The sequence below is a fragment of the Hoeflea prorocentri genome, from assembly GCF_027944115.1.
GTDB classification, from domain to species: domain Bacteria; phylum Pseudomonadota; class Alphaproteobacteria; order Rhizobiales; family Rhizobiaceae; genus Hoeflea_A; species Hoeflea_A prorocentri.
In genome coordinates, this window is the sequence record NZ_JAPJZI010000001.1 from 2,879,514 (window position 1) to 2,893,133 (window position 13,620).

Genomic DNA, 13,620 nt, shown 5'->3' on the forward strand with positions numbered 1-13,620 from the left:
ATCAGAAGAAGCTGAACGCGTCGCCGTCCAGCGCGGAAAGCCTGGTGTGGTTGAGCACGAGCAGATCGCCATTACCGAAATCAAACACCGTGTGACGGCCAACCTGGCTGGCATGGGCCAACAGGGCATCAAAGCTGTCGACGCCGTCGACATCGATGGTGATCCTGTCGCCACCGGATGAGAACCAGCGTCGGCCGGTGTCGAAGTCGGCAATAATGTCGATACCCGCGCCGGAGGCGTAATTGAACGTGTCGCGCCCGGCTCCACCGATGAGGAAGTCCCGTCCGGCGCCGCCCGTGATGTCGTCATTGCCAAAGCCACCGAAGATCAGATCGTTGCCATCGCCCCCGGCCAGTTCGTCGGAGCGGAAACCGCCTATGATGAGGTCGTTGCCGTCGCCGCCATAGATCTGGTTTTGCGCAAAGAGACTACCCAGCAGGACGTCATTGCCATCGGTGCCCTGCCGCCAGCCCTCATAGGGATCGGTGGCCGTGCCGATGACATTGATCTGAATTTCGCCCTCACTGGTTTCGGTTCCGTCGAAAACTTCATAGGTGAGCGTTTCAACGCCATCAAAATCAGCGGCCGGCGTATATATGATCGTTCCGTCGCTCGCCACCTGCAGGGAGCCGTTTTCGGCGCCGGTGACGGAAACCACGCTGAGCGCGTCACCATCGGCGTCCGTATCATTGGCAAGGATATCGGCGGTTGAGAACACAAGGCTCGCACCGGCATCCACCTCGAAACCTGTATCCGTGTTTGCAACGGGTGCATCATTGACCGGCGTGATTTCGAGCGAGAAGGCACTGCGGGCTTCCAACTCGCCATCACTGGCAATGACTACGACGTCCAGATTTCCGTTGAAGTTGAGCGGCGGTTGGCCGGAGAACGTGCCGGTTGAGGCTTCAAAGCCCAGCCAGCCTGGAAGTGCTTCACCATTTGCAAGCTCGACGCTCAGGGCCAGCGTATCGCCGTCCACATCGTCGAAGGCATCCGCCGGGAGAGTGAAGCTTACAGCCGTATCTTCATCGAAGGACTGATCGGCCAGTTCCTGCCCCGTGACCGGCTTGTCGTTGACCGGGGTGATGTCGAGCGTGAAGTCGTCGCTGACCGCATGTTCTCCGTCAAATGCGGTGACACGCACATCGACCGGGCCGTTGAAATCCTTTGGCGGGAGGCCGGAAAACGTTCCGGTTTCCGCATCGAAATCGAGCCAATCGGGCAAATCGGACGCATCGGTCAGCGTTGCCGAAAGCGCCAGTTCAGTACCCTCGATATCCGCAAAAGCGTCGGGCGGAATTGAAAACTCAAGAGGTGTGTCCTCGGCCGAGGAGACATCGGCCAGCGGCGCCTCAAGCGTGGGGGCATCATTGACCAGATCAATGGTGATTTCGACGGTCGCCGTGTCCGTCAGCTGGCCGCCATCGGTTGCCAGCGTGACGCGATAGGTGAAGCTGTCCGTGCCGAAGAAGTTCGCATTGGGTGTATAGGTATAGCTTCCGTCGGTTTCCATCACCACATGGCCATTGGCCGGATCCGTCTCGACGGCGAAGGTCTTTGCATCGCCGCCGATCTCGGACACATTGTCCGCGACTGTGCCGGAAATCTCGGTATCCTCGTCGCCCCTTGCACCGTCTATCCCGGCGTTCAATCCTTCCGGCAAGGTAAAGCGCGCGAGCTGCTCAAGGACGGGCGGCTCGACGTCTCCGATGAGGTCGGGATTGCCCCAAAGGGTCAACACGCCGTCCTCATCCCTGGTGATCGACAGGCGGTCCGTCGCCATCGTGCCGTCATCGTTGATGTAGGCGGGGATGGAGATGGCGATCCGGTCGCCATCATAGGGATTGAAATCCTCCAGCACGGTGTCCGTGCCGGCCGCGCCGATCACAAAGAGGTCCGCATCAGCGCCACCCTGCATGGCGGCGGCACCAAGAGCGATGATTGCGTCCTCGCCAGCGCCGCCGGACGCGGCGGCGCCCTGCGTTTGAACGACATCGTCACCGCCCTCGCCTGCAACCTCCGTGTTGGCTTCACTCGCCTGCAAATCGTTATCGTTCGGCGATCCGTTCAGCAGTGGGTCAGGACCGGTGGTCGGCTTATAGGAGATGGCGACATTGCCTTCAGGGGTGTTAACGGCTTCGAACGTGCCCAGATAGGCGCCGTTGAGCACGATCGTGCTGACCTCTGTGCCGGTGCTGATTTCCAGCATCGTGTTGCCGACAAAGGCCGACCGGAGCTCTTCCACGGTCACACCGCCAAAGAGGCCTGCAACGGACGGGATTTCCGTCAACGCCGCGACAGAAATCACCGGCGGCTTTTCCGTGCGGATGCGGCTTGTGGTGATTGTGATGTCGTCGGCAGACAGGCCTTCCACAATCAGCGTGTCGTCGGGATCGAAATCGTAAATCTGGTCGCCGTCCAGATTTATCAGTGTTCCCTGAACGCTGTCCGCGCCGGCACCGAGGAAAAACTCTTCATTGCTTTCCCGAGCCGCAACGTCATCGGCGTCATTCGTTCCGAGCCGCAGGGCAGGCGCTTCAGGTGACGTCAGTTCGATAAAGACAGCAGCGCGCGAGGTCGTGCCGTCATTATCCTGCACTTCGTAGTAGAACACATCGGTCTGGCCGAACAGGGCAGGATCGGTCGGCGCCGTATAGATGAACGCACCATCGGCAACGGACCATTCAACGCTCCCCAAGAGCCCGGGCGCTGCGTTGGGGTCCAAGGTCTGTTGCGGATCAAGCGCCTGTGGCAAGCCGTCCGGCCCGAGTACGTAGCTGACATCGCCGTCGCCATCGGTATCGTTGGTAATTGCGTCGATCAGGATGCGCTGCCCCGGCGCTGTGATGATCGCATTGTCGTCCACCGCTTCGGGCGGCTCGTTGACATCAAGATAGACTGTTCGGGTTTCGGACCGCAGGCCGGCTTCGTCCGCGACAGAATAGGAGAACTGAGTCGGTCCGCTGCCGACACCGGTTATCGTCGCGGTGCCGTCCGGTGAGACGGCAATGGTTGCAACAAGCGGATCGGGCGCATTTTCGATGACCACCGAAGCCGGGTCGACATTTCCGTCGACATCGGTGACGTCGTCCAGAAGGTTCAGTTCCAGGTCACTGGCGACATCCAGCGTTTCCGGCGCATCGGATGTTGGATCGTCGGTCGTGAATATGGGCGCGTCATTGATGCCGGTCACATCGATATCCCAGACCACCGATCCGGTTGTGCCATCCGGGGCGACCCAATCGATGGCGACGCTGTCCGAGCCCTCAAAATCAGCGGCCGGCGTATACTCGTAGCTATAGACCAGCGGCGAAGCAGACGCGGTAAGCTGGAAGGAGCCGCCCTGCGTCGTCACAATTGGTCCCAGATCGGCCGGCGCCAGGACCTTGTCCGCGATCAGTGCCAGATCAGCCGGATCAATCAGTTCGGGCGTGTTGTTGCGCAACGCTTCGGCCATATCGAGCGCTGTCTGAACGCCGAGGACCGCCGGATCGAGTTCGTCGAGATCAAAGAGGGTTACAAGACCCTCTACGGCTGTATCCTCGTCGGTCGCTAGGCTGTTTGCGCCGCCGGTCGCCGAGAGGTTGCGAACCTCGGGCGCATCCTCGCTTGGCGTGATCTCGATGCGCACGGGGATCGTCTCGGTGCTTCCCAACTGGTCGGCCACAACGACGTCGATCAGCGCGGTGACGCCGAAGATATCAGGGCTCGGCGTGAAGATGATGCCGTCGCCATAGATTTCGACGGTTCCGACTTCTGTCGTCGTGCCTTCGCCAAGGGCGGCGGATGCAGACAGGATTTCAACATCGCCGAAGCCGCCGCTGCGGCCGGATACGATATCGAGAGCGATGCTGGCGTCTTCAGCAACACTGACAGTGCCGTTGGGGGCAAGAGCGAAGTCTGCTGCGACAAATACCTCAACATGCGCTTCGTTCGAACGGCCCGCTTCGCCCGCATCCTCCAGCGTATAGGTGAAACTCGTGCTGGCGCCTGTCGTGCCTGTCGGTGACGTCGCCCCGGCGCTCAGCGCATCGATCAGGGATCCGCGCAGGAAGACGCCATATTCGCCGTTGCCCGGATAACGTCCGAAGGCAATGTCTGTGCCGGCCCTTATGTCTTCGAACGGGTCTTCACCGAAGGGCGGTCTGATGAATGAAGCACCCGTCACGTCAAAACTCTGGGAGTTCAAGGCTTCGGCCAGATCCGGATCGACATCGTTTGCGGTCAGAACGCTGAGCGGAATGAAACGCGTGCCGCCGGGCAATAGTTCGGCACTGCCAACGGCATCGGAATTGGCTTTGAGCACGATGCGATCATCACCCAGTACGGGAGCCAGTCCGGTAACATTGATGCTGACCGACTGTGCCTCGCTTTGATATTCGCCGTCGGTGGCGATGTAGGAGAAGTTCACATCGCCGATATAGTCGGGGGCGGCAACATAGGTGACGATACCGGTTCCAAAGCCGGTATTCGGATCGGTTTGCAGGATCAATTCGCCATTGGATGTGTCACCATCCAGCAGGTCGGCCTCCTGCCCGGCGCTCTCGAATTCGATGTCGAACAGTCGCAGCACGTCGCCATCCGCATCGGTGTCGTTGGCCAGCAGGTCAAAGGTGACCGCCCGACCGCGCGCGAGCTGCGCGGTGTCAGCGACGGCGACCGGCGCCGAGCTGTCGTAACGGATCGACAGGGCGATGTTCTTGCCGAGGGCTTCTGCGGCGCTGATTTCGTCATCCGTCACATACTCATAGGCATAGGGTTGATCGGAAAAATGCGTGCCGAGGTCGGTGAAAATCAACGGCGCTTCGCCGGCACCGCCGGCCATGCCGCTTGTCACGTCAAGCACGAACCGGTCCTGATAGGCGCCATCCAGGATCATCGAGAATGAGACGTGAGCTCCGGGGATCAGGTCTGTCGCTCGCGAGATATTGGTGTGGAAAAACGGGTCATTGTCCAGATTGAACGGATCAAGCAGTTCCGGGTCTTCTATCAGGTCTGCATAGATGTGGGACTGCAGCCTGTTTTCCACGTCAAAGCGGAAACTCTTGAGCGAAATCGTCAGCTCTGTCTGGGGCGCGGCGGCACCATTCTCATCGATCGCAACCGCCTCGATCGCGTAGCTTACAATTTGCGGAAACCCATCGAAGCCGGGCTGCTCATACCAAAAACTGCCCTGACCTTGTGGACCGGACAGGGCAAAGTCGAATGTTGTCTGGAAATCATGGCCTTCGAAAAAGCCGTTCTCGTTGATAAACCGGCTTTCACCGATGATATCTTTGTTCCGCTTGCCGAGTTCGGACGTCATGTCCAGTTCCGTAAGGATCATCCCCGTACGCAGCGGGATGAACACGTTCGGCGCGACATAGGCCTGCGATGTGAACCCGACACCCGTCAGCGTGTCGTCCGACAGGGCGAGTGCGATCTGGTCGTCATTGTCGAAGCCGATAATCCGGTCGTCCTGAAGGGCCGCGGCGCCCATTTTTAATCCGAAGAACGGGTCAAAATTTACCCCGTCGCCCGATCGAGACGTAAGCGGGGTTCCGCTGATGGTCTCGGCGCCGCCATTGAGAATATAGGTCGTGTCACGGGGCGCTTCGACCAGCCATTGCGTCTCACCGGCAGTACCGCCTGAACTCGCGCTGTAGACATTGTTGCCGCCATTGCCGATCAGGATATTGCCCTGTTCGGGGGCATCACCTTCTGCGCGCATGGATTGCGGATTATAGCTGTCGCTGTAGCCGCCGCCACTGAGGAGATCGTCGAAATCGCCTCCTTCCACCCAGTCGGCGCCTGTGCCGCCAAAAAGCCTGAGCGCCCCGGTCGCATCCCGGCCATCCATGACATCGGTGCCGCCCAGGCCCTGATAGCTGCCTGGGTCGGTGATGTAAAAATAGTCATGTCCGACGGCGTGATTGGAGGAGTCGGCGTCGCCGGAACTATCGATCAGATCCTGCCCGATATTCTGTCCGGTCTGGTCCGTGAGGGTGGCCACATAATTTCCCGGGTTCGCCCCGGTGGCCGTTATGCCGACACTCGGCAACGCACGTGTTCCATCCGCAAGCGTCACGCGGTCGGGCCGGATCAAAATGTCGACATTTGCTGTGTTCGACAGCTCTCCGTCCAGATCGAACACTTTGTAGCTGATCCGGTCCCACCCGAAGAAAGGCAATGCTTCGGAGGTGTCGTAGAACCCTTCTACGCCGAAAAATCCCAAAAGTCCGGCGTCTCCTGCCTGGGAATCGCGGAATGTCACGCTTTGCTCCGGCGCCTCGTAGACAATGCCGTCCGCCGTGAAGATCAGCTTGTTGCCGGCCTCGGTCAGCAGTTCCGTGCCAATGGCAACCGGCGTGATCCCGTCCGCAAAGGCTTGCCGGGCAGCGTCCTCATCGTCGATATCGATCGTGCGGAAGAGTGCCGCGAGACTTTCGGTGACGGCAATCTGGCGGCGCACGATACCCTCGGACGGATCGGCCGGTGTATCCACGTCAAAGTCATTGGCAAACGGATCAATGACCTGCGGTGTATCGCCTTCACCCTGGTATCTGGAGACAACAAGATCATTGACCGCGGTGGGAGGCACATTGTTGTTGAACACCTCCACATAGGAGGTTTCCGTGCCGTCTTCGGCGATGTAGCTGCCGCCTTGCGAGAACAGTTTCGGGTAGTCGCCTTCAAGCGTGAAGCTGCCGAGCGCGGCGTCTCCGGCATCAAAGGCAGCCTGAGAAAGATAGACTGCAACGATGGTCTGACCCGGCTGCGTGTCGAAGGTCAGATGGTAGTCTTCGCTGCCCTCGATGCGGACCTTGTCAACGCGGTTTGACAGATTGCGGATGGTATCGCCGTTAAGTTCCTCGACCGTGCCAAGAATGACATCGCCAACGGCACTCTCAAGGTCGAACCGGTCTCCGGTATCGCTGCTGCCACCGTCGAGTATGTCGGCCCCAAGGCCGCCGCGAATGACATCGCTGCCGGCACCGCCGACAATCAGGTCGTCCCCGTCGCTCCCCTCGAACACCATGCCGAGCTTGGTGCGCTGCGAGCCGATGACCGTGCCGCCTGTTTCTCCCAGATTTCCGTTGAGCTGGAAGGTGACCGGAGCAAGCAGGCTGATGGGACGCCCGCCCTGACCTGCGGACGGGCCATTCTGTGCGTTGCTGACAGGTGTCAACGAAGACCAGTCGATGAGCAGGGACTGATCGGTAAACATCATGTCGGTGTCGAAGGTTCCGCCGCGTATGTCGAACCTGAAGGCGCCCTCGCCCAGCAACTCCACCTGATCGAAGGATCGCAGGCTTTCTGCCTGCAGGGCTATGGTTTTTTCTTCGCCTGTCTGCGCGGTGACCTTCAGGGTTTCAAAGTTTTCGAGCACGGCCGAAAGCCGGTCGAGATCGATATTGCCCACTTCAACGATATCGGTGTTCGCGCCGCCATCGAAAAAGGCACCCGGCGTGGCGTCCGACCCAACGGCGAGAGCATCGCCGAACTGCAGGATTTCGCGACCGGCACCGCCGCGCAGCACGGCCGTTGTGTCCAAAATGGTGTTGACAGCGCTTACATCGCCAAGGGTGCGGATTTCATCCAGCCCCTCACCGCCATCCAGAATATTGTTGCCTGAGGTGTCGATCAGGATGTCATTGTCGGCCCCGCCGTTCAGGATGTCGTCGCCAAGGCCGCCTTCGAGCGTATCCTCGCCGTCTTCCCCATCAAGCAGGTCGTTGCCATCATCGCCGAAGATCTGGTCGTTGCCGGAATCGCCATATATGGCGTCGTTTCCGGTGCCGCCGATCAGGAGGTCATTTTTGTTCGAGCCGAAGATCGCATCGTTGCCGGCGCCGCCACTGATAATGTCGCCCTCATCGCTGAGCGGGTCTTCGCTGCCCGTGCCGCCGAAGAGTTTGTCGTCACCCGCAAGTCCGGAAATGATGTCCGAGCCGGCGCCGCCATTGATGATATCGATGAGGGACGTTCCGGTAATACGGTCATTGCCGTCGCCGCCAAGCGCCATGCCCCCGTGGCCGTCCGAGAAACGGCTGTCGAGTTGCAGCATGATGATGTCGTCTCCGGCACCTCCCGCAGCCATGGCTTCACCATTCAAAACATCATTGGAGATACCCTGGCGGTCGCCGACCTCGATACCCGGATTGAGAGCGAGATCAAGCAGTTGGTCCTTGATATCGACAAACTGATTCAACAGGTCCGACATGGCGTTGACGATCGAACCGGTGATTTCATCCACCGCGTCGTCGATCTTGTCACGAATGGGCTGCGTCAGGTCGTCGATCTGATCCTGAATAAGTTCCTTGATCTTCGCCTCAAGCGCGGACAGGCCGAGCGCGTCTGACAGACCATCAATCACCTTGTCGATGATGCTGAGAACCGGACCGAAGAAATCCAGCACGGGCTGGATCGCTTCCTGAACCGCTTCCAGAACACCGACGATATCGTCCAGCGGCTCGAGTATCTCGGCGAACTCATTGATCGCATCAAGCGGCAGATCGGTTTCCAGGATAGAGGAAGCCCGGTCGATGGCCGCGATAATCTCACCTTCCAGATAGGCGGCCGGATTGTCGAGATTGGCCTCTGGCACCAGGTTTTTGATCGTCTCGATCAAATTCGCGAAGGACTGGTTGAGATCGTCCATCTTGTTGGTGTGAACTTGCAGCCGGGCGCTGAACACATCAAAGGACTGGCCGACCTCATCGGCAACATTCTGGTTGGCATCGGCAACCGGTAGCGCCACCCCCGGCTCGCTGCCGCCTTGCGCTGTCGGATCAGGGATTTCAAATCCGAAAGTGGGAATGAACGTATTGAGAAACACGCCAAAGACGGTTCCTTGTTCTTTGACGACGGCGTTGTAGAGATCGTAGATGAGCTCGGCCACACCTGCGACGCTGCCCACATTGTCAACGACCTTGAGCACCTTTGCGAGTTTTGTATCAAGGACCTTGAGCCCGGCATCGAGCTCCTTCAACGCGAACTGGAATTGATCTTCTGTGGTACTGAAGGTTTTTTGTCCGGTGACAATGGCCGTGGCCAGCTTGTTGATCAGCGGATTGGGTATCTTGCCGATTTCAACCAGGGCACGCCCGAAGGCCTCCCCGGCTTCATCGGCCTCCTTCAGTATTTTGATTGCCTTTTGCAGCTCCTTGCGCGTGTCCTCGGTCAGCCCCTTGTATTCGCGTATGGTCGCGGCAATGGCGCCGAAGGTGGAAAGGATTTCAAGCGTCGTGCCAAGCGGATCGGGATCGTCCTCCGACAGCGTGCTGACGGTGCCGGCGACTGCGCTGGTCGCATCGACCAGGTTTGCCGCGTTGTCGAATGTCGACCCCACCTTTCCCAAACGACTGACGATGCGTACGGCCATGCCCTACCTCCAGGCTCATGCGCCGCGAGCATTTGCTCCACAGCAGCGGATAAATCTCTCACCAAGGTCACGCCTGCAGCCGCCAAAGCGGCCAACAGTGCACGCGCAGCATGTTCCGGGCACAGTCCCGCAACCGGACGCTGTCAACCTTTTGTTCACAATCATGCCGGTCAGGCGTTGAATTCCTATGGGGTGAATCCCCCAATTGCCGTATGACGGTTAACCGGAATGAGAGGGTTGATGTTTCATGGACCGCGCGACGGAGGGACCGGCATTGGAAAGTCGGGGGGCGGCGCTAATTTGGTCTCACGGACATTGCTCTTAACCGGCAGTTCATGCCAGCCAGTGAAAGCTCGACGCCGGAGACCGTATGACGACTAAATCACCGCAGTTCACCGCACTCATCGCGGACGATCATGACCTGATCCGATCTGCGTTGCGCCTGGCGCTGGAAAAACCCGGGTCAATCGAGCCCGATGGCATTGGTGTTGTCGCAGAAGCATCCAACGGTATTGAGGCCGTATCGGCAGCCAAACGTTTCAAGCCCGACCTGATTATTCTCGATATTTCCATGCCGCTTGCCTCCGGCGCGGAAGTGTTTGAGGACATACGCCGCTGGTCGCCTGATTCGCGCATTGTCATTTTGACCGCGGTTACCTCGCCTGGCCTTCTGGCCAGCATAAAAGATGGCGGTGCTGCCGGCCTCTTTTCAAAGGCAGGCAGCAATGAGGAACTGTTTGCCCAGCTTCCCCACATCCTGCGCGGCGGCACATATTTTGCCGAGAGCATGACAAGAATCATCAGCAGGAGTGAAAAACACATAAACCTGACCGCGCGCGAACGGCAATATCTGACAATGGTTCTGCGCGGCAAAAGCAATGCGGACATTGCCGACGGGATGGGCATCAGTGCAAAAACTGCCGAAAAACATCGCGCCAGCATGATGAAGAAGCTCGGCGTGCATTCGGCCGCGCAATTGTTTCACCGGGCCAACGAGCTTGGGATGATTGAAGCCTCCGATCAGCCTGACTGACTGACCGGGACCGGCATATTCAAGGAAATCGCGGCCCCCTTTCCCTCCGGCGCGAGCAATTGCAGATCAAAGTTCAAGGACTCCGCCAGGTCGTGGGCAATTGCCAGGCCAAACCCCTGCCCCTCGATGCCGTCAGAATGACGCTCGAGGCGCACCTTGCGTCTGATCGCCAGCTGGAATTCTTCCTGGGTCAGGCCGGGACCATCATCACGCACTTCTACCGCAATCGTTTTGCCTCTGCGGCTCGCATGCAGGCGTATGGCGCCCTCGGTAGAATATTTGATGGCGTTGGCAACCAGATTGCTCAGTATGCGCATGACCTGCAAAGCCGGCACCTCGACATCCGGTATATCCGGATCAAGCAAAAGGTTCGTGCCTTTTTGCTGAGCGTCTTCAATAAACATCGCGTGGATCGTATTGAGCAGTTCGGGCAGGCCTATCATTTCGGAACTGGCTGGCGCTTCGTTGTTTGCCGACACATGCTCCGCCAAAAGGTTCTCCAGATAGTCCAGCGTCGTCTCGGCCGTTGCCCATCCATCGCTGAGTCTGTCGTCGCCGGTCAGCGAGTTCACCGTCAGGCGCAGGGCATTCAGCGGTTGGCGTAGATCATGCAGTGCATTCTGTGAGGATATATCCCGGTCGCGGGCCGCCTCTTCCGCCTCAGCATATTTGTTTTCCAGCGCCTGCAGGCGGCGGCTCAAATCAAGGTTCTCGCGCGTCTGGGCGAGGTTCTCCTGCAGGACCTCCTGCTGCAGTGTACGTTCCTGGAGATACCGGTCGGCGATGGCAAGGCCCATCAAGCCAGCGTCCAGGACCATCACAAGCCGCATGAAGTCGAGTTGCGCTTCCTGCGAAATGTCCAGGCCGATCCAATGCTGCAAGGTCATGATGAGCGCCGCGAACGCGCCGCCAATCCAGGCAAACATGAAAAACCGGACCATCTTGAAACGTTCAATGGCCGCGACGACACCGGCGGAAATACAAGCAATGATGGATATCAGAGCAAACAGCACCATGAGCTTCTTGGCCATCTGCGTGTCAATCAGCGCATAGATATCAAGGCCAATGGCGGCGGCGATCACCGCGTAGAGAACCTTGTTCATGACCGGGTGGTACTTCGCCGTTTCCAGAAAAAGCCGCGTATATATCGCGCCGCAGATAATGAAGCTGCTTCCCCACACGAGGCTCGCATTGGTGTTGAACCATGGGGCGTTTGGCCACAGATATTGGAACCCGGTTCCATCGGAATGCACGATGTACATCAAAATGCTGCCGGCATAGGCGGCATAGGCCGGAAAAACACTGAGCCGCAATATCGCAAACGCGATCAAGGCAGCCACGACCATGATCGTCATCATGCCGTAGAATACGAACTTCTTGGCCGTATTATTGGCTGCCTGTCCTGCAAATGACTCTCGGCTTTCGAGGGTCATTTTCGCCTCCGACGAACCGCCGGATGCATAACGGACCAGGATGGTGGCTGTTTCGTTCGGTTGGAGATTGAGCGGTGCGACCAGTTGGGCATAGGGGACGGGCCGTTCGGAAAATGTGCTTTGCGGCGTCAAATCCTCAACGGTGTCAACGCGGCCATCCTCGTGGACAACGAAAACAGCGAAATACTGGAAGAAATTCTCGCGAACCCAAAGACGGGTTTCCCGTTCCCTGTCCTCCAGATTCTGGACTTCAAAGCGCAACCATATGCGCGCACGGGTATAACCAAAACGCGGAAACGGATCCTCGACCTGCTGAAAATTGATTTGAGGCCCGAGGACATCTTCAACGGACAGGTCCCGGTCTTCGTCCAGGAAATAGCTGATTTCCCCGATCAGGTCGCTGCTTGTGAAGTCCGGCCCCACTTCAACGGCTGCCTGGGCCGCTGCGCCAAGCAGACAAATCTGCAGCCAAATCGAGGCGATCGTCAAGCCAAATCTAGACATTCAGTATGACGTCGCGCCCCCAACCAAGATCCCAGTATTGTGTGTGTCCAATCCCGGGTTCACCGCTCTTTTTACTGTCAGCTTGGCACTTTAGACAACAACTGACAATCCGTGTTGAAAAGCTCTTATCATTGTTGGGCGGTGAGGTTCTCTCTTGATCCGTTTGCAGACGGCTGTTCAACCAACGCCTTTTTCATCGCGGCACAAACAGACAGAGGCGCACCGGGGGACGGTGCGCCTGTGTTGATTGATGTTCGCGAAGAATTCAGCCAGCGAAATTCTTGGCGCCCTTTGTGCAGTTCACCTTGAGCGGGATCCACTGCGTTGACCCCTTATGCCCGATGGCGACCACTTTGTACTTGCGGTTTGTGGTCTTGTTGAACTTGTAGGTTTTGGCCCAACGTTTTGAGAAACCTCCGCCACCTCTGGAGGTTGTGACGCTCGCTTTCTGCTTTTCGCCGTCGCCGCGATAATAGAGGAACTCAACCTTGCCCGGGCGGGTGGTGTGAAACTCCGCCACCATCTTGACCGGCTTGCCGCATTTGGGTCTTGCGGGGATGGTGTAGAGCTTCAGGCCCTTGAGCTTCATGGCAACGGTCGAATTGCCCGTGCGCTTGGGACCTTTCCCGTGGCAGACAACTTTTGCCGTCATGACCGAACTGCGCTTAACGGTCTGCTCATGCTTTCCAAAATGCGTATGCTTTACGGAGAGCTGACCTTTCAGGCCCAGGTCCCTTACGACTTTCTGGCCGCCGCCATGGGCGTTGCATGCAGCGCGGGCTGCCTTTTCCTGGCCTTTCATGACATTGCTGCCGATGTTGAGCGTAACGAGCTTTTCGCTCTTGTTCTTGATGTGTGACAGTGAGCCGATCAAAACACCTTCAAGCAGGAACTCGGCATCGACAACATGGTGCGCAATGCCGCCCTTGTTTTGCCTGATCCGGTATTTCATGCGCGGCTTGAAGGCCCTTCCCTTGTTCGCCCACACCCATTTGCCATTTTGAAACTTCATCTCGTAAACGGGATAGTCTTCATAAGCGCTCTTCACGAAATGAAATTTGACTTCCTTGATCTTGGCGCTTGCCTGCGTGGCACCCAAAGCAGATACCAGCACAATTGCCGCCAATGCGGATTTAAAGATCTTATTCCTCATTTTGCGTTTCCTCTTGTCTCCAACCAGGCCACGGGGCCTGACGGTTTCAATCATGGCGACGGTGAACGTTTTCGTGTCCATCGCGGTGACATCCGACAGGTAGGAAGCGTTTGTTTCGATACATTTTCAGAAA

The 13,620-nt window shown here is 58.1% G+C and carries 4 protein-coding genes; 1 reads left to right on the plus strand and 3 read right to left on the minus strand.

The window, feature by feature from the left end:
* Position 1: 1 nt before the first annotated feature.
* The gene (locus OQ273_RS13510; RefSeq protein ID WP_267991023.1) at positions 2-9,364 is read right to left on the minus strand and encodes a tandem-95 repeat protein; all 9,363 of its coding nucleotides are present in this window, start codon (positions 9,362-9,364) and stop codon (positions 2-4) included.
* A 370-nt stretch (positions 9,365-9,734) separates the two neighbouring features.
* Between OQ273_RS13510 and OQ273_RS13515 the strand changes: the two genes are divergently transcribed.
* Positions 9,735-10,397 (plus strand): response regulator, encoded by a 663-nt coding sequence (locus tag OQ273_RS13515; RefSeq protein ID WP_267991024.1) that lies wholly within the window; start codon positions 9,735-9,737, stop codon positions 10,395-10,397.
* Here OQ273_RS13515 and OQ273_RS13520 read toward each other — a convergent pair.
* Together OQ273_RS13520 and OQ273_RS13525 are read right to left on the minus strand one after the other, a co-directional pair.
* Positions 10,385-12,334, minus strand: a complete 1,950-nt coding sequence (locus OQ273_RS13520) for a sensor histidine kinase (protein WP_267991025.1) — start codon at positions 12,332-12,334, stop codon at positions 10,385-10,387. The two genes, OQ273_RS13515 and OQ273_RS13520, sit on opposite strands and share 13 nt — an antisense overlap.
* A gap of 265 nt (positions 12,335-12,599) precedes the next feature.
* A complete protein-coding gene (locus tag OQ273_RS13525; protein ID WP_267991026.1) occupies positions 12,600-13,487 on the minus strand; it encodes a hypothetical protein in 888 nt (295 codons plus the stop codon).
* Between the last annotated feature and the right edge of the window lie 133 nt (positions 13,488-13,620).

Coding starts and splice junctions, on each gene's coding strand:
- OQ273_RS13525 (WP_267991026.1), bottom strand. CDS start 13,487: ATGAGGAATAAGATCTTTAAATCCGCATTGGCGGCAATTGTGCTGGTA.
- OQ273_RS13520 (WP_267991025.1), bottom strand. CDS start 12,334: ATGTCTAGATTTGGCTTGACGATCGCCTCGATTTGGCTGCAGATTTGT.
- OQ273_RS13515 (WP_267991024.1), top strand. CDS start 9,735: ATGACGACTAAATCACCGCAGTTCACCGCACTCATCGCGGACGATCAT.
- OQ273_RS13510 (WP_267991023.1), bottom strand. CDS start 9,364: ATGGCCGTACGCATCGTCAGTCGTTTGGGAAAGGTGGGGTCGACATTC.